The organism is Streptomyces sp. NPDC058632 (assembly GCF_042717095.1).
Taxonomy (GTDB): Bacteria; Actinomycetota; Actinomycetes; order Streptomycetales; family Streptomycetaceae; genus Streptomyces.
The window spans coordinates 31,699-48,823 of the sequence record NZ_JBHXQZ010000055.1; the positions used below are offsets into that span (position 1 = coordinate 31,699).

13 protein-coding genes are annotated in these 17,125 nt (G+C 70.3%); 6 read left to right on the forward strand and 7 right to left on the reverse strand.

Annotated elements, in window-relative coordinates:
- The first annotated feature begins 56 nt into the window (after positions 1–56).
- Positions 57–905, forward strand: coding sequence for a helix-turn-helix domain-containing protein (locus ACFWVE_RS21240; RefSeq protein WP_384016165.1), 849 nt, complete (start codon positions 57–59; stop codon positions 903–905).
- Positions 881–1,090, forward strand: a complete 210-nt coding sequence (locus ACFWVE_RS21245; RefSeq protein ID WP_384016167.1) for a DUF397 domain-containing protein — start codon at positions 881–883, stop codon at positions 1,088–1,090. Before ACFWVE_RS21240 ends, ACFWVE_RS21245 begins: the two co-directional genes overlap by 25 nt.
- 244 nt (positions 1,091–1,334) lie before the next feature.
- Here the strand turns inward: ACFWVE_RS21245 and ACFWVE_RS21250 are convergent, their stop codons facing one another.
- The 4 genes from ACFWVE_RS21250 to ACFWVE_RS21265 all read right to left on the reverse strand — a co-directional run bounded on the left by ACFWVE_RS21250 (position 1,335) and on the right by ACFWVE_RS21265 (position 4,046).
- On the reverse strand, positions 1,335–1,751 hold the full coding sequence (locus tag ACFWVE_RS21250; RefSeq protein ID WP_384016169.1) for a hypothetical protein: 417 nt from the start codon (positions 1,749–1,751) through the stop codon (positions 1,335–1,337).
- A gap of 19 nt (positions 1,752–1,770) precedes the next feature.
- On the reverse strand, positions 1,771–1,932 hold the full coding sequence (locus ACFWVE_RS21255) for a transposase (RefSeq protein WP_384016171.1): 162 nt from the start codon (positions 1,930–1,932) through the stop codon (positions 1,771–1,773).
- 91 nt (positions 1,933–2,023) lie between these two features.
- Positions 2,024–2,713 (reverse strand): potassium channel family protein, encoded by a 690-nt coding sequence (locus tag ACFWVE_RS21260; protein WP_384016173.1) that lies wholly within the window; start codon positions 2,711–2,713, stop codon positions 2,024–2,026.
- Positions 2,706–4,046 carry a TrkH family potassium uptake protein gene (locus ACFWVE_RS21265; protein WP_384016200.1) on the reverse strand — a complete coding sequence of 447 codons (1,341 nt, stop codon included), beginning with the start codon at positions 4,044–4,046 and terminating at the stop codon, positions 2,706–2,708. The genes ACFWVE_RS21260 and ACFWVE_RS21265 overlap by 8 nt, the downstream gene beginning before the upstream one ends.
- Before the next feature lie 381 nt (positions 4,047–4,427).
- Here ACFWVE_RS21265 and ACFWVE_RS21270 point away from each other — a divergent pair, with 381 nt between their 5' ends.
- The 3 genes from ACFWVE_RS21270 to ACFWVE_RS21280 all read left to right on the forward strand — a co-directional run bounded on the left by ACFWVE_RS21270 (position 4,428) and on the right by ACFWVE_RS21280 (position 11,860).
- Positions 4,428–5,801, forward strand: coding sequence for an alpha-amylase family protein (locus ACFWVE_RS21270; protein ID WP_384016175.1), 1,374 nt, complete (start codon positions 4,428–4,430; stop codon positions 5,799–5,801).
- A 205-nt stretch (positions 5,802–6,006) separates the two neighbouring features.
- Complete coding sequence (pulA, locus tag ACFWVE_RS21275) at positions 6,007–11,421, forward strand: pullulanase-type alpha-1,6-glucosidase (RefSeq protein WP_384016177.1); 5,415 nt, start codon at positions 6,007–6,009, stop codon at positions 11,419–11,421.
- Between the two features lie 64 nt (positions 11,422–11,485).
- Positions 11,486–11,860 carry a 5-carboxymethyl-2-hydroxymuconate Delta-isomerase gene (locus ACFWVE_RS21280; protein WP_384016179.1) on the forward strand — a complete coding sequence of 125 codons (375 nt, stop codon included), beginning with the start codon at positions 11,486–11,488 and terminating at the stop codon, positions 11,858–11,860.
- A 31-nt stretch (positions 11,861–11,891) separates the two neighbouring features.
- Here ACFWVE_RS21280 and ACFWVE_RS21285 read toward each other — a convergent pair whose 3' ends face one another.
- Both ACFWVE_RS21285 and ACFWVE_RS21290 read right to left on the reverse strand, forming a co-directional pair.
- Positions 11,892–12,581, reverse strand: a complete 690-nt coding sequence (locus ACFWVE_RS21285) for a TetR/AcrR family transcriptional regulator (protein WP_384016181.1) — start codon at positions 12,579–12,581, stop codon at positions 11,892–11,894.
- 87 nt (positions 12,582–12,668) lie between these two features.
- Complete coding sequence (locus tag ACFWVE_RS21290) at positions 12,669–14,636, reverse strand: hypothetical protein (protein ID WP_384016183.1); 1,968 nt, start codon at positions 14,634–14,636, stop codon at positions 12,669–12,671.
- A gap of 129 nt (positions 14,637–14,765) precedes the next feature.
- On the opposite strand from ACFWVE_RS21290, the gene ACFWVE_RS21295 reads away from it, so the two are divergent.
- Positions 14,766–15,209 carry a hypothetical protein gene (locus ACFWVE_RS21295; protein WP_384016185.1) on the forward strand — a complete coding sequence of 148 codons (444 nt, stop codon included), beginning with the start codon at positions 14,766–14,768 and terminating at the stop codon, positions 15,207–15,209.
- Between the two features lie 71 nt (positions 15,210–15,280).
- Here the strand turns inward: ACFWVE_RS21295 and ACFWVE_RS21300 are convergent, their stop codons facing one another.
- Positions 15,281–16,819 carry a DUF1996 domain-containing protein gene (locus ACFWVE_RS21300; protein ID WP_384016187.1) on the reverse strand — a complete coding sequence of 513 codons (1,539 nt, stop codon included), beginning with the start codon at positions 16,817–16,819 and terminating at the stop codon, positions 15,281–15,283.
- Positions 16,820–17,125: the final 306 nt, after the last annotated feature.

Here is a 17,125-nt window from a genome sequence, read left to right on the forward strand (position 1 = left end):
CGCTCACCAGGGGTGACGGTTTTCGTCGCGCCGGATCGAAAACGGGGGGACGGGAGATGCCCGCGCCGAAGGAACTCGACCCGTCCGCGTCCCTGCCGGCGCTCTACGGCGTGAAGCTGCGCAAGCTCCGCGTCCGCGCCGGGTTCACCCAACGCGGGCTCGGCGATCTGATTCCCGTCGCCCACAGCCGCATCGCCCAGTTCGAACTGGGCAAGGAGACCCCGCCCGAGGACGTCAACGCCAGACTGGACGAGATCCTGGAGGCCGACGGCGACCTGGTCGACCTGTGGACCCACATCAGACGGACGCCGATTCCGGACTGGGCACGGAAGTTCGTGGCGTACGAGGCCAGGGCGAACGCCATGCACAAGTACATGGCGCACAGCGTTCCGGGTCTGCTGCAGACCGAGGCTTACGCGCGTGAGGTGCTGCGTCATGGACAACCGTGGTGCACGGTGGGGGAGACCGAGGAGAACGTGGCGGCGCGGCTGAGTCGGCAGAGTCTGCTCCGGAAGCCGCAACCGCCACTGTTGTGGGTGGTGCTCGACGAGTCGGTGATCCGGCGTCCGGTGGGAGGTCCGACCGTCATGCGGGAGCAGTTGGCCTCCGTCCTGGAAGCCGCCCGCGCCCCGCACATCGAGGTGCAGGTGCTGCCCTTCATGGCGGGGGCCCACTCCGCCATGGGCGGCTCGCTCACCCTCCTGTCATTCGACAACGCGCCGGACGTGGCCTACCTGGAGGCGGGCCACTCGGGCGAATTGGTGGAAGACCGGGCCATGGTGACCCGCCACTCCCATCGTTACGATCTCGTCCATGCCCGAGCCCTGCCGCCAGAGGCATCCGCGGCCCTGATCCGGCGGGCCATGAAGGAGTACGAGACATGCGCAGTACCGGACCCGACCTGACGGCCGCAGTATGGCGCAAGAGCACGTACAGCGATGGCGGCGGCGGAGACTGCCTGGAACTCGTCGACAGCATCCCCGGCACCGTCCCCGTCCGTGACAGCAAGAACCCCACCGGCACGATCCTGCTCATCGGCACCTGCGCCTGGGCCGCCTTCATCGACGGCATACGAACCAGCGGGCGCTGATGGGGGTCACCGCAGTGACCCCAGGGCTGCGTCGTTCTCGCGGGGTGCCCGGTTCGATCAGGTGAACAGTGGCGAACCGGCGACACGTCGAAGCGCCGGCCGGGGACGACGGCTTGGGAGAGTCATCCGTCTTCAGCCGAAGCTTCGATGTTCCGGGTCCCAGTACCCTCGCCCGGGGTGATCCGCCATTCCCGAAGCGTCGCTGCGATCTGCTTGGGCTTCATCGAACCGAGTGGAACGTCGGTCATGAGATCCCTTCGGAAGATGGTCGGGCCCGCCGGTGCAGGACTGCGCCGGCACAGGCCAGGAGGACGGCAAGACCTGCCGGCACGCAGACGAGAACATTGATCGACATGGAGACGTGCTCCACTGCGGCACCGTCGGAGTAGACGCAGGCGCTGTGAAGGGGCCAGTACTCCTGCTCGATACCCGCCAACCCGGCACCGGAGGCGTTCCGGTCCTCGCACAACTCGGGAAACGGCCCTCCTGCGGTGACGGAGAACAAGCCGTAGCAGTACACGGCAGCTGCCGAAGAACCGAAGACCAGAACGAGGACCGCGCAGAGTCCGGACAGAGGCAGGGGCGGGTTGTCCAGCATCAGAACAACGGTCACGATGCCCGCCGCCGCAGTGGCCAGGCTGATGAGCATCAGCATGGCCATCAAAGGCATGGGCACTGTGTCACCTCCCGATTGACGAGACGCCGCGGAACTTCGGCGAGGCGGGATCCCCGCTCTCCGGCAGGAACAGCCGCCAGCCGACGGCCGCCGACGCGCCGTCGGAGGCCAGGTGCAGCGACACCCCGGCCTGCCGGTTGCCGTCCTTGCCCAGCCGGGCGGCCACCGGTTCCACCGACTCGCGCCGCCCGCCGCGACGTGGGCGGTCGAGGTGCGGGCAGCAGGGGTCCGCGTGCCGCTGTCTGCCGGTGCCGGTCCTACTGGAGTTCGCTGAAGAGTTCGGTCGCTCGGGTGCGCCCGGCGACGATGATGGTGTCGTCCGCTTCCACGACGGTCTCGGGGGTGGCGTAGGTGAAGCCTTCGCCGGGACGTTTGATGGCGACGACGGTGATGCCGTGGCGGGTGCGGACGGCGCTGTTGGACAGGGTGAGGCCGATGATGTCGGCGGGCGGGTTGGTCTTGACCATGGCGAAGTCGTCCTCGAACTCGATGTAGTCGAGCATGCGGCCCCGTACGAGGTGGGCGACGCGCTGGCCCATGTCGTGTTCGGGGTAGACGACGTGGTGGACGCCGAGCTGGGTGAGGATGCGGCCGTGGGCCTCGCTGATGGCCTTGGCCCAGACGTTCTCGATGCCGAAGGAGATCAGCAGCGAGGCGGTGAGGATGCTGGCTTCGAGATCGCTGCCGATGGCGACGACGGCGCGGTCGAACTCGTGCACCCCCAGCTGGCGCAGGGCGTCCTCCTTGGTGGAGTCGGCGCGCACGACGTGGGTGAGGGAGCCGGAGAGGGCCTGGACGACTTCGGCGTTCTCGTCGATCCCGAGGACTTCGGTGTCCTCGTCGACGAGTTCCAGGGCCAGGGCGCGGCCGAAGCGGCCCAGGCCGATGACGACGACGGAGCCCTGCGGCCCCGTGCGCCGCTTCCTGGGGGTGGTCTTCCTAGCCAATGACGGGTCGCTCCTCGGGAAGGTCGTACAGGCGGACGCGCTGGCGCAGGGCGAGCGCGGAGGCGACGGTGATGGGGCCGAGCCGGCCGATGAACATCAAAGCGATCAGCAGCAGCTGCAGGCCCGGATGCAGGTCGGCGGTGATGCCGGTGGACAGGCCGACGGTGGCGAAGGCGGAGGTGACCTCGAACAGCGACTGGTCCAGGTTGTGGTCGCTGAAGACCATGAAGGCCACGGTGGAGATGGCGACCGCGGCCACGGACAGCAGCACCACGGTCAGGGCCTGACGCTGAAGGTCGCCGTGCAGGCGGCGGTGGAAGATGTTGACCGCGCCCTCGCCACGGATCTCGGCGTATATGACGAAGAACAGCACGGCGAAGGTGGTGACCTTGATACCGCCCGCGGTGCCGGCGCTGGCGCCGCCGATGAACATCAGCACGTCCGTGCCCAGCCAGCTCGCCGGGTTCATCCGGGAGGTGTCGATGCTGTTGAACCCGGCGGTGCGCGCCATGACGCTCTGGAAGAACCCGGCCAGCAGTTTCCCGGGTGTGTCCAGGGTGCCCAGGGTGGCGGGGTTGGACCACTCGATCGCGGTGACGAAGGCGCTGCCGCCGACCAGGAAGACACCGGAGGCCCACAGCACGATCTTGGTGTGCAGGGACCAGCCGCGCGGCGTGCGGAACCGGCGGCGCAGCTCGAAGAGCACGGGAAAGCCCAGCCCGCCGGCGATGACCGCCAGCGCGACGGGCAGGCAGATCCACGGGTCGGTGACGAAGCCCATCAGACTGTCCGAGTACAGGGCGAAGCCGGCGTTGTTGAACGCCGAGACGGCGTGGAAGACGCCCAGCCACACCGCCCGCGGCCAGGGCTCGTCGTAGGCGGTGGCGAACCGCAGGGCCAGCACCAGGGCGGTGATGGCCTCCAGCAGCAGACTGACCTTGACCACGCCGGTCACGACCGAGCGGACATCACCCAGCCCCAGGGTCTTGGTCTCCGCGGCGGCCGTCAGACGCGCTCGGAGGCCGATGCGGTTGGAGACCAGCAGAACCAGCAGGGAGGCGAAGGTCATGATGCCGAAACCACCCACCTGGATGAGTGCCAGGATCACCGCCTGCCCGAACCCGCTCCAGTAACCGGGGGTGTCCACCACGATCAGACCGGTCACACACACGGCGGAAGTGGAGGTGAACAACGCCTCCACCGCACCGGCACCACCGGGCCCTGCCTTGGCCGCGGGCAGCATCAGCAGACCGGTCCCGGCCGCGATCGCCGTGGCGAAGCCGGCCACGACCGCCTGCGCCGGATGCCGAAGGCGCGGCCACCGAGGCGTCACCACAACAAGCCCTCCGCCCCGCGGACAGGCACCACGATTGTTCGCACTGGGAGACGATAGACAACACTCGCACCGTTCTCGGCATCAGGGCCCCGCCGCGAGCCCTCCGCCGTGTCCGGGCCTGCGCCGTGCGGCCACGCCATGGGCGCTGCTGTCCGGCCGACGCGCTCCGGTTCGCCCCCGACGGAGGGTTCCTGCTCGCCCGACCTCGGGCCACCCACCCGCCTTTCGAAGTTCTTGCCACAACTGCGGACCGACTACTGCCTTTTGTTCGGTGAACGTTTTAACATCTGCGTTGCCGCAAGGTTTCTGAAGGTTTCAGCAAGAAGCTTCAGTCGCCCTGCGCACTCCCCACACCCTTCGATGGAGAAGGAACCCCACATGGCACGCAGAACCCTCGCCGGGGTCGCCGCACTCGCGGTCGCTTCGGTTGTCATGACCCCGACCGTCGCGGAGGCCGCGCCTCCCGGCACCAAGGACGTCACCGCCGTCCTCTTCGAGTGGAACTTCAACTCGGTCGCCCGCGAGTGCACCAACACCCTCGGCCCCGCCGGGTACGGCTCCGTCCAGGTCTCCCCGCCCGCCGAGCACATACAGGGCTCGCAGTGGTGGACGTCGTACCAGCCGGTCAGCTACAAGATCGCCGGCCGGCTCGGCGACCGCACCGCCTTCCGGAACATGGTGAACACGTGTCACTCGGCCGGCGTGAAGGTCGTCGCCGACGCCGTCATCAACCACATGTCCGCGGGCAACGGCACCGGTACCGGCGGCTCGGCGTACACCAAGTACAACTACCCCGGCCTGTACTCGTCGCCCGACTTCGACAACTGCACCTCGCAGATCAACAACTACCAGGACCGCTGGAACGTCCAGAACTGCGAACTGGTCGGCCTCGCCGACCTCGACACCGGCGAGAACTACGTCCGCGGAGCCATCGCCGGGTACCTGAACGACCTGCTCTCCCTCGGGGTGGACGGCTTCCGCGTCGACGCGGCCAAGCACATGCCGGCCGCCGACCTGGCGAACATCAAGTCCCGGCTCTCCAATCCCGGCGTCTACTGGAAGCAGGAGGCCATCCACGGCGCCGGCGAGGCCGTCCAGCCCAGCGAGTACACCGGCACCGGCGACGTCCAGGAGTTCCGCTACGCCTTCGACCTCAAGCGGGTCTTCAACAACGAGAACCTCGCCTACCTGAAGAACTACGGCGAGGGCTGGGGCTACATGAACAGTTCGGTGGCGGGCGTCTTCGTCGACAACCACGACACCGAGCGCAACGGCTCCACGCTCAGCTACAAGGACAACGCCACCTACACCCTCGCCAACGTCTTCATGCTGGCCTGGCCGTACGGCTCCCCGGACATCAACTCCGGCTACGAGTTCTCCGACCACGACGCCGGCCCGCCCAACGGCGGTCAGGTGAACGCCTGCTGGCAGAACGGCTGGAAGTGCCAGCACGCCTGGCCGGAGATCAAGTCCATGGTCGCCTTCCGCAACGCCACGCGCGGCCAGGCGGTGACCAACTGGTGGGACAACGGCGGTGACGCGATCGCCTTCGGCCGGGGCAACAAGGGCTTCGTGGCCGTCAACCACGAGTCCGGCTCGCTGACCCGTACCTACCAGACGTCCCTCGCGGCAGGTACGTACTGCAACGTACAGAACAACACGCAGGTGACGGTGGACGGTTCGGGCCGGCTCACCGCCACCCTGGGCGCCGACACGGCCCTCGCGGTGTACGCGGGCAAGTCCTCCTGCTGAACGCGCGCCGGTCGCGCCGCCGCTCACGAGGGCGGCGCGACCGGCGTCCGCATGAAAGTCCTTACCGTTACTTTCACAACCCTTGCTGTAAAGCTTTCAACGGCGATACGGTCACGCCGGCGCCCCGGTGACGTGGCCGGAACAGGTCGTGCCGTGGTGCGGGGTCGGACCCTCAATGAGCCGTAGTCGCAAGGAGTTCACGCCTGTGATACCCAGATGGCCCACGCCCTCGAGGCACCGCACCGTGCGGGGGAGGCGGATTGCCGCCGTCACCGCGGCCGCCCTCGCCGCGACCCTCGTACAGCCCCTGGCGGCGGGTGCCGCCACACCGCCCGAGCCCCCGTCCGACGCCACGCTGGCGAAGGCCCCCGCGCGGCACGATCTCACCCGGGAGCAGTTCTACTTCGTCCTGCCGGACCGGTTCGCCAACGGGGACGCGGAGAACGACCGGGGCGGGCTCACCGGTTCGCGGCTCAGCACCGGCTACGACCCCACCGACAAGGGCTTCTACCAGGGCGGCGACCTCGAGGGCCTCACCGAGAAGCTCGACTACATCAAGGGGCTCGGCACCACCGCCCTCTGGATGGCGCCCATCTTCGAGAACCAGCCCGTGCAGGGGACGGGGGAGAACGCCTCCGCCGGCTACCACGGGTACTGGATCACCGACTTCACCCGGGTCGACCCGCACTTCGGCACCAACAAGGACCTCGAGACCCTCATCGACAAGGCCCACGACAAGGGCATGAAGGTCTTCTTCGACGTCATCACCAACCACACCGCCGACGTCGTCGACTACGAGGAGAAGTCCTACGACTACCTCTCCAAGGGCGCCTTCCCCTACCTGACCAAGGACGGGAAGCCCTTCGACGACGCCGACTACGCCGACGGCACCCGCAGGTTCCCGCACGTCGACGCCGGCTCGTTCCCCCGCACCCCGGTCGTCCCCGCCGCGAAGAAGGACGTCAAGGTCCCGTCGTGGCTCAACGACCCGACGATGTACCACAACCGGGGCGACTCCACCTTCGCCGGCGAGTCCGGCGAGTACGGCGACTTCTCCGGGCTCGACGACCTGTGGACCGAGCGTCCCGAGGTCGTCGACGGCATGGAGAAGATCTACCAGCGGTGGGTGAAGGACTTCGACATCGACGGCTTCCGGATCGACACCGTGAAGCACGTCAACATGGAGTTCTGGACCCAGTGGGCCACCGCCCTGGACGCCTACGCGGCGAAGAAGGGGCGCGACGACTTCTTCATGTTCGGTGAGGTCTACTCCGCCGACACCGACGTCACCGCCCCCTACGTGACCGAGGGCCGCCTCGACGCCACCCTCGACTTCCCCTTCCAGGAGGCGGCCCGCCAGTACGCCTCCCAGGGCGGCAGCGCGCAGCGGCTCGCGTCCGTCTTCGGCGACGACCACAAGTACACGACCGACCGGGCCAACGCCTACGAGCAGGTCACCTTCCTCGGCAACCACGACATGGGCCGCGTCGGGACGTTCCTGAAGCAGGACAACCCCGGGGCGTCCGACGCCGACCTGCTGAAGAAGGACATGCTCGCCAACGAGCTGATGTTCCTCAGCCGCGGCAACCCCGTCGTCTACTACGGCGACGAGCAGGGCTTCACCGGCGCCGGCGGCGACAAGGACGCCCGCCAGACCCTGTTCGCCTCCCGCACCGCCGACTACCTCGACGACGACCTCATCGGCACCGACCGCACCCACGCCGAGGACACCTACGACACGAAGGCCCCCCTCTACCGGCAGATCAGCGCCCTCGCCAAGCTCCGCAAGGCGCACCCCGCCCTCACCGACGGTGTGCAGCAGGAGCGGTACGCGGCCGACGGCCCCGGCGTCCACGCCTTCTCCCGCACCGGGACCGGCAAGGACACCACCGAGTACGTGGTCGCCTTCAACAACACCGACGAGGCCAAGAAGGCGACCTTCGCCACGAACTCGGCCAGGATGACCTTCCGCGGCATCCACGGCACCGACGCCTCCGTCACCAGCGGCGCCGACCGGAAGATCACCGTCACCGTCCCGGCCGGCTCGGCGATCGTCCTCAAGGCGGCGGGCAGGCTCGCCGAGCCCTCCGCGAAGCCCGCGGTCACCCTCAAGGCCCCGGAGGCCGGAGCCACCGGCACCGTCGAGCTCACCGCCGACGTCGAGGGCGGACAGCTCAACCGGGTCGTCTTCGCCGCCCAGACCGGCAACGGCAAGTGGCGCACCCTCGGTACCTCCGACCACGCCCCCCACAAGGTCACCCACACCATCGGCGACGACGTCCCCGCCGGCACCGTCCTGCGCTACAAGGCCGTCGCCGTCGACACGGCCGGCCGCACCGCGAGCGCCCTGGCCGCCTCCGCCACCGGCGCCCCGCCCGTCGAGGAACCGCCCACCGCCGCCTCCCGCGACCACACGATCGTCCACTACAAGCGCGCCGACGGCGACTACGACGACTGGGGCCTGTACGCCTGGGGCGACCTCGCCGACGGCGAGGCCACCGAGTGGCCGGACAGCCACCCCTTCACCGGCCGCGACGCCTACGGCGCCTTCGCCCACGTCAAGCTCGAGCCCGGCGCCTCCACCGTCGAATTCCTCATCGTCGACAAGGACGGCAACAAGGACGTCTCCACCGACCGCACGATCGACGTCACGAAGACCGGCGAGATCTGGATCGAGCAGGGCGAGGAGACCGTCACCACCGAGCGCCCCGAGTACCCGGCGCAGGACAAGAGCAAGGCGGTGCTGCACTACCAGCGCGCCGACGGCGACTACGACGGCTGGGGCCTGCACGTGTGGACCGGCGCCGCGAACCCCACCGACTGGTCGAACCCCCTGAAGCCGGTGAAGACCGATCCCTACGGCGCGGTCTTCGAGGTACCGCTCACCGAGGGTGCCACCAGCCTCAGCTACGTCATCCACAAGGGCGACGAGAAGGACCTCCCCTCCGACCAGTCGCTCGACCTCAAGGCGAACGGCCACGAGGTGTGGCTGTTGAGCGGCGAGGAGAAGTACCTGCTGCCCCAGCCGCCCGGCTCGGCCGCCGCCGTCGACCTGGCCACCTCGAAGGCGGTCTGGATCGACCGGAACACCGTCGTCCGGGACGGCTCCGCGGGCGCAGCCTCCACCCAGCTGCTCGCCTCCCGCAGCGGCTCGATCGAGGCGCAGGACGGCACGCTCGTCCTCGGTGACGACACGCGCGTGATCCGGCTGCTCCCGGCCGCCCTGACCGACGCGCAGAAGGCGACGTTCCCGCACCTGAAGGACGGCACCGCCTGGACCGTCGACCCGCGCGACCGGGACCGCGTACGCGAGGCCCTGCGCGGCCAGGTCGTCGCCGCCCAGCGCGCCGCCAACGGGGCCGTGCTCGCGGCGACCGGCGTGCAGACCGCGGGCGTCCTCGACGACCTGTACGCGGCCGGCGCGACGAAGGCGGAGCTCGGCCCGACGTTCCGGCACGGCCGGCCCACGCTGTCCGTGTGGGCGCCGACCGCGCGGAACGTCTCGCTGGAGATCGGCGGCTCCACCGCCCGCATGAAGCGCGACGACGCCACCGGCGTCTGGTCCGTCACCGGCCCGAAGTCCTGGAAGGGCAAGCCCTACCGGTACGCCGTGAAGGTGTGGGCACCCAGCACCCGCGAGCTCGTCACCAACAAGGTCACCGACCCCTACTCCGTCGCCCTGACCACCGACTCCGCGCGCAGCCTGGTCGTCGACCTCGGCGACCGCGACCTCGCCCCCAGGGGCTGGTCGGGCCTGGACAAGCCGAAGGCCGTCCCCCTCAAGGACGCCCAGATCCAGGAACTGCACATCCGCGACTTCTCCGTCGAGGACCGCACGGCGAAGCAGCCCGGCACCTACCTGGCCTTCACCGACAAGGACAGCGACGGCTCCAGGCACCTGCGGAAGCTGGCGCAGGCCGGCACCTCGTACGTGCACCTGCTGCCCGCCTTCGACATCGCGACCATCCCCGAGAGGAAGTCCGACCGGACGACCGCCGACTGCGACCTCGCCTCCTACCCGGCGGACTCCGGGAAGCAGCAGGAGTGCGTGGCGAAGGCCGCCGCCGAGGACGCCTACAACTGGGGCTACGACCCGTACCACTACACGGTCCCCGAGGGCTCCTACGCCACCGACCCGGACGGCACGGCCCGCACGGTCGAGTTCCGGAGAATGGTCAAGGCGCTCAACGAGGACGGCCTGCGCGTCGTCATGGACGTCGTCTACAACCACACCGCGGCCGGCGGCCAGGCGGACACCAGCGTCCTGGACCGGATCGTGCCCGGCTACTACCAGCGGCTCCTCGCCGACGGTTCCGTCGCCAACAGCACCTGCTGCGCCAACACCGCGACCGAGAACGCCATGATGGGCAAGCTGGTCGTCGACTCCGTCGTCACCTGGGCCAGGGAGTACAAGGTCGACGGCTTCCGCTTCGACCTCATGGGCCACCACCCCAAGGCCAACATCCTCGCCGTCCGCAAGGCCCTCGACGCGCTGACCCTTGCGAAGGACGGCGTCGACGGCAAGAAGATCATCCTGTACGGCGAGGGCTGGAACTTCGGCGAGATCGCCGACGACGCCCGCTTCGAGCAGGCCACGCAGCAGAACATGGCCGGCACCGGTATCGCCACCTTCTCCGACCGGGCCCGTGACGCCGTCCGCGGCGGCGGCCCCTTCGACGAGGACCCCGGCGTCCAGGGCTTCGCCTCCGGCCTGTTCACCGACCCGAACTCCTCGGACGGCAACGGCACCGAGGCCGAGCAGAGGGCCCGGCTCCTGCACTACCAGGACCTGATCAAGGTCGGCCTGAGCGGCAACCTCGCCGAGTACCGCTTCACCGACACCGACGGCAAGGAGGTCAAGGGCTCCCAGGTCGACTACAACGGCGCACCGGCCGGATACGCCCACGCCCCGGGTGACGCCCTCGCCTACGCCGACGCGCACGACAACGAGTCGCTGTTCGACGCGCTCACGTTCAAGCTGCCGCAGGCCACGCCGGCCGACGACCGGGCCCGCATGCAGGTCCTCGCCATGGCGACCGCAGCCCTGTCCCAGGGCCCGGCGCTCTCCCAGGCCGGTACCGACCTGCTGCGCTCCAAGTCCCTGGACCGCAACTCCTACGACAGCGGCGACTGGTTCAACGCCATCCACTGGAACTGCGCCGACGGCAACGGCTTCGGCCGCGGTCTGCCGCCGGCAGCCGACAACGCCGACAAGTGGCCCTACGCAAAGCCCCTGCTGGGCGCGGTGAAGGTCGGCTGCCCGCAGATCGACGGCGCCTCGGCCGCCTACCGGGACCTGCTGAAGATCCGTACGACGGAGGAGACCTTCTCCCTCGACACCGCGGGGCAGGTGCAGTCCGCGCTGTCCTTCCCGCTGTCCGGGAAGGACGAGACACCGGGCGTGATCACCATGCGCCTCGGTGACCTGGTCGTCGTCTTCAACGCGACACCGGACCGGCAGGAACAGCGGGTCACCGCCCTCGCCGGCACGGACCACCGGCTGCACCCGGTGCAGGCGGCGGGCTCGGACACGGTGGTGAAGACCTCGTCCTACGCGGCGGACACCGGCACCTTCACCGTCCCGGCCCGCTCGGTCGCGGTGTTCACCGCGGCCGGCTGACACCCGGGCGCACCGGCGCGGAAGCTAGGGTGGGCCCTCCGACCCGGAACCGGAGGGCCCACCCATGCCGCAGATCACCGTCGACCACTCCGCACAGCTGAAGCGCGGCTTCGAGTGCGACTGGCCCGCCTTCGCCCGGGACCTGCACAGCACCGTGGTGGAGATCGCGGCGGCGAAGCTCCCCGCGTGCAAGACCCGGTTCCGCCCGACCGGCGACGTCTTCGTCGGCCACGGGCAGGCAGAGGACCACGCCCTCGTGCACGTCCACATCGGCCTGCTCCCCGGGCGGACCGAGGAGACCAAGGCGCGGCTCACCGAGGCCGTCCTGGAACTGGTGCGCCGGCATGTGCGGCCGGTCGGCAGCCTGACCCTGCACGCCTCCGCCGAGGTACGCGACCTCGACGCGTCGTACCGCAAGTTCGTGGAGCCGGCGGAGTAGACGGAGTCGGCGGAGCGGGTGGAGGGCCGGTTCAGCGGGCCAGGGCGACGAGCCGGGTGACCAGGTCGGCGAACGGTCCGTCGCCCGGCTCGTCCTTGAGCAGGTCGCGCAGCAGCCCGCCCAACTCCTCGTCGTGGGCCGCGGCGACGGCGCAGAGCGCGGCGAAGTCGTGCACCAGCTGGGCCTCCAGCCCGTCCCGCGGTATGCGGCGGCCGTCCAGCCAGATCAGCGCCGTCGACTCGGCGAGCGAGATCCAGGACCGCACCACCAGTTCCAGTCGCGGGGGAGGTTCCCCCACGCCCATGTGCGACAGAATCTGTTCGTACGCCCGCTGCCGTACGGAGTCGACCAGCGCGTTGGTGGTTGAGGAACCAACCGCCGGGCCACCGCGCATCAGGGCGGAGAAACCGGGCCCGTGCTCGTCGACGAAGTCGAAGTACCGGCCCATGACCCGCAGCAGCCGCGCCCCGAGCGGGCCCTCGCGCGGCTCCACGAACCGCGACGCCAGATCGTCCGCCGCTCGCTTCAACGCGGCCTCGTAGAGGCTGAGTTTGCCGGGGAAGTAGTGGTACACCAGCGGGCGCGAGATGCCGGCCGCCGACGCGATCTCGTCGATGGAGACGTCGTCGGGCGAGCGACGGCTGAACAGTTCGAGGGCGACGCCGATCAACTGCTGCCGCCGTTCCTCGACTCCCATTCTGCGACGTACCCCGGTAGTCATACACACAGCCTACCGATCGAATCCGGCCGTGAACGGTCCGCACCGGGCGACCGTGATCGCCCGGGCCGGCGGCCGGCCCGCATCCGGTCAGCGGAGCCCGGTGACCCGGTCCCCGTTCTCCAGGGTGCCCTCGAGGTCGGCCCGGGCGCCCTGTTCGGCCTCGACGGCCAGCAGGCTGCCCTGCGCGGTGCCCTCGACACCGCCCGTCGCGGTGACCGACGTGGTGCCGCGGCTGCCGGCGGCCAGCAGGTACCAGGTGCCCGCACCGGACTTCCACAGCACCCCGGCCAGCACCCGCGGCTCACGCTCCCCGCACTGCGGTACGTCCTCGGCCTGGGCCGCCACCGTCCCGGACGGCCCGCCCGGCGTGTGGAACTGCGCCTGCGTCCGGGCGCCGCCGCCCCGCCAGGTCTCGGCCCGCGTGCACACCCAGGCCGCTGACCCGCTCGCGTCCGGCAGCGGCTGCTCGGCGAACGCCCACGCGTTCACGCTCCGTACGCCCGCCGAGCGCATCGAGGCCAGCGAGCAGGCGAACGGCGCCCAGGCACGCAGCGCCTTCTCCCCGGCCACCTCACCGGCCTCACCGGGCCGCCCCGCGGTCAGCACGGCCGGGGCCAGCTCGCCGAGGTCGGTCACCAGCCGGGTGCCGGTGCCGTCGGTCAGCTCCAGCACGTTCCACGAGGTGCACGAGCCGGACTTCGGGGCCGCACCGGCCAGCGGTGAGGTCACGCCGTCGGTGAGCGTGAGGCCCGCCGTGTCCGCGCCGGGCTCGCGCAGGTCCCGCGCACCGGCCGCCCGCACCCAGGGTGCCGTCAGATAGCGGACGTTGCCGTCGGACCGGCCCAGCACCAGCGCACTGGCCCCGGCCCGGTCCGCGCCGTCGACCCGGGCGAAGTCCAGGGCGGCGCCCTCGGTGCCGTCCGCGGGCTCGGCGTACCTGGCGATGCGCAGACCGTCGTGGAGGATCACCACGCGCGCGTTGTCGACCGTCCCGGCGTACAGCAGCTGGGGCGGCCCGGCCGGGCCGCCGGACGGGGTGCCCGGCGTCGCCGACACCCGCACCCGCTCGCCGGGCCGGGCCCACACGGCGAGGGCCCGGCGCAGCAGGCCCGCGTCACCGGCCAGGCCGCCGCGGGCCGGCCACACGGAGAAGTCGGTGCGCGCGGAGGTCTTCCAGGCGGAGGGGGAGACCCGGGTCAGCTTCCCCGGGTCCAGGGCGGCCTGCGCGGCCCGGTTCAGCGCGTGGGGCGGCGCGGCGGCACCGTCGGGGCCCCAGCCGTCCTCCGGCAGCCCGAACAGCGCGCCGCAGACGACGAGCGCGGCCCCGGCGGCCAGTACGGCCTTCAGACGCCGGCGGCGGCGCACCAGGTCGGTGGGCCGGGCCTGGAGCGAACAGGGGTCGAACGCGGGGGAGCCGAGCAGCCGGTACTCGGCCGGTACCCGGTCGGCCTCGCGCAGCGCCCCCACCGCGTCGGCCACGCCCGCCTCCGTGAGCAGCGTACGGACGTCGGCGTCCGGGAGCCGCTCCAGAGCACGCAGCACATGGGCGGCGCGGGCGGGACCGGACAGGGCGGACAGCCGCTGCTCCAGGGCGAGTTCGTCGGCGCCGCCGGACCGCGGGAGCAGGCGCAGCCCCCACACCTGGGGCAGCGGTGGCGGCAGGACGGGCAGCCCGGCCCGCTTGCGCCGGGTCCCGCGCCGCCGCACGGCCGGACGGCGCGACGGGCTCGCCCGCAGCGTCGTACGCACCACCTGGAGCCGGACCAGCGCGTACCCGGGGTCGCCGTCCGGACCGACGGCCCGCGCGGGCCGGGTGGCCTGGGCGGGGATCGCGGGTGCCGTGGTGCGGCCGCGGGGCAGCGCGCGCTGGACCAGGGCGTGCGCGGTCAGCACCCGCCTGCCCCCGGCGCCCGGCTCCGGCGGCAGCATCAGGTACGCGAGACGGACGAGCCGCGGATAGTGCTCGACGAGAGCGGCCTCGGCCTGACGGACGTCGACGAGCGGGCCGTCGGGGGAGGGGGCCGGGGGCCGCTTGGCGGCATGCTGTGACTGCACGTCAGTCAGAACGAGCGATGCCTCCGTAGGTCACCGGTTGAGCACTTCGGCTCCCGGAGCCGTATCGAAGGCGGAGAGCCCCTCGCCGGGGCTCCGTGCGGCATGTCGCCGGAAGGACCGGAGGAACTCATGAGGCTGACCCGACCGAGGCTCGCGCTGACCGGCGCGGTGGCGGTACTGGCGCTGGCGGGCTGCGGGTCCGGCGGCGGGGGGAACGACGGCGACGGGAAGAGCGGGGCGCCCGTCACGGCCACCGGCAGCCTGGAACACCTGGCCGCCGAGGCGAAGTGCGAGCCGGACATGCAGACCGACGCCGACACCATCCGCCAGGCCATCTGCAAGACGGGCAAGGAGAAGTACATCCTCGCCACCTTCGCCACCGACCGCGGCCAGCGCGAGTGGCTGAACGGAGCGAAGGACTACGGCGGCTACTACCTGGTCGGCCGCAAGTGGGTCGCCGTGGGCCAGGAGAAGACGGTCACGGCGCTGCAGACCACGCTCGGCGGGACCATGGAGGAAGGGTCCGAGCACATGAACCCCGGGGGCAGTCACAACAGCGGTCACCACGGCTGACCTCGCGGCCCCCGGCACAGCGGGAAGCCGGCGGTGGGAGATCCCACCGCCGGCTTCCCGTCGGTCCGGGACTACTGGCAGTCCTGGCCGCTGTTGATGCAGTCGACCATCTCGTTCATCAGGTTCTCGTCGAAGAAGTTGATGAAGTCGTTGTGGTCGGTGATCGGCTTGTGCAGCTGGTCCGGGAAGGAGTCCACCGCGAACGGGTTCACGACCTGGCCGTTGTCGATCTGCACGGCCGGGAGGTCGTAGACCAGACGGACCTGGAGCTGGGGGATGGCCTGGAAGCCGTTCGAGCAGCTGCCGTCCGCCTCGACGAAGTCGACGTGCGTGCGGTGGTTGGCGCTGTCGATGTTCTGGCCGTCCCAGCAGCTCTGGAAGGCGGACGTCCGGACCACGCTGCTGCCCTCGGGGCAGATCGGGTACTTGTCCGTCACCTGCCGGTCCTCGAAGCCGGTGCAGCTCCACGCGGTGTTGGCGTTGTTCAGGCCGTTGGTGAAGGCCTTGGCGTCACCGGTGATGATGCGCAGGGCCGTCGGCATCGCGACGACGTCGCTCGTCCGGTTGCCGACGAACTTCAGCTCTGCCTCGCTGGGCTCGACGATCTTGCCGACATTGCCGTCCTGGCCGCCGCCGGGCTGGCCCTGGTCGATGTCCTGCGTACCGTCCTGGATCCGGAGGACCGGCCAGAAGTACGACGACCTGTCGCCCTGGTTCTGGCAGGTCGTCTCGCCGTTGGCCAGGTCCTCGTCGCTCGCGAAGGCGGTGTTGGCCTGGTTGCCGACGTAGTCGTGCTGGTGCTGCGCACCGTTGCTGACACCGGGAGCGACGATCACGTTGTCCGAGTTGCGGAGCTCGTTCTCGTTGGTGCCGCACTCGGTGGTGAAGCTGCCCGTGGAACCGCCGTCGCCGTTCGCGGCCAGACCGTTCGGCAGGTTGCGGGAGTTGGGCTGGACGTCCTCGATGTTGATGAAGTCGTCGGCGACGGGGCCGTTGTCGGCCTGACCGCCGTTGCCCTGGTCCTGCCCGTTGTCCTGGCCGCCGCCGTCCTGACCCTGGTCCTGGCCACCGCCGTTGCCCTGGTCCTGGCCACCGCCGTTGCCCTGGTCCTGACCGCCGCCGTTGCCGGTGTCCGGCTGCTCGACCGGCACGCCTTCGCACCTGGCCAGCCCGCCGAGGCCCTGCGGCGCCTTTCCGCCCGCGCGGTTGATGTTGATGTTGATCCGGTCCAGGGTGGCCACCCGCTTGGACTTCAGCGGTCCCAGGATGGCGTTGTCGACGTACCCGGTGTCTCCCGCCTGGGCCTGGCGCGTCTCCGCGAGACGCGTGTAGGCATCCGTGATCTGCCGGTCGAGCAGTGCCAGCTCCTTGGCGACCCCCCTGCGTGCGTTCCTCGGCACATCCGTCAGCTGCTGGCCGACATCCGGGCACTTGATCGTCGCGACCTGGGCGGCCGTGGACTTCGTCCGGTCCCTTCCCGGCTGCTTCTCATGTGCCGAGGCGTAGAAGTTGGCCCAGACCAGCCCGCCCCCACCGAGCGCCAGGGCCGCCGATGCGGCCACGGCCTTGGTGGCCAACGGCATGCGGCGTTTTCTTGTATTGCGTCCCATCAGTCTCCTAGCAAGGGGTCCTCGGCCTCGGCCAAGGGGGGAATCGCTTCCCTGTGCTCTGGTAATTTTTCCTTTGCCCCGCAAAAGGGGTCGGTTCGGGCTGGACCGCAACCTTCGGGCTGGAAGCCCGCCGCCTCAGCGGTGGACGGAGTCACGGAACTCCTCTGACTTCGTTGGGGAGTACCTCCTTGCGGGTGTCGGATCGCCCAACAGAAGCGGGGGGGGGCCCGTGTGTAAGGGGGCCCCCCCCGGGGGGTTGACCCCGCGAGGGAAATTTTTTTAATTACCGAAGCCCCACTGGGTTAA

Bases quoted from the DNA above. Each gene is read 5' to 3' on its own strand.
- ACFWVE_RS21240 (WP_384016165.1), top strand. From the start codon at position 57: ATGCCCGCGCCGAAGGAACTCGACCCGTCCGCGTCCCTGCCGGCGCTC.
- ACFWVE_RS21245 (WP_384016167.1), top strand. From the start codon at position 881: ATGCGCAGTACCGGACCCGACCTGACGGCCGCAGTATGGCGCAAGAGC.
- ACFWVE_RS21250 (WP_384016169.1), bottom strand. From the start codon at position 1,751: ATGGCCATGCTGATGCTCATCAGCCTGGCCACTGCGGCGGCGGGCATC.
- ACFWVE_RS21270 (WP_384016175.1), top strand. From the start codon at position 4,428: ATGGCACGCAGAACCCTCGCCGGGGTCGCCGCACTCGCGGTCGCTTCG.
- ACFWVE_RS21280 (WP_384016179.1), top strand. From the start codon at position 11,486: ATGCCGCAGATCACCGTCGACCACTCCGCACAGCTGAAGCGCGGCTTC.
- ACFWVE_RS21285 (WP_384016181.1), bottom strand. From the start codon at position 12,581: ATGACTACCGGGGTACGTCGCAGAATGGGAGTCGAGGAACGGCGGCAG.
- ACFWVE_RS21295 (WP_384016185.1), top strand. From the start codon at position 14,766: ATGAGGCTGACCCGACCGAGGCTCGCGCTGACCGGCGCGGTGGCGGTA.
- ACFWVE_RS21300 (WP_384016187.1), bottom strand. From the start codon at position 16,819: ATGGGACGCAATACAAGAAAACGCCGCATGCCGTTGGCCACCAAGGCC.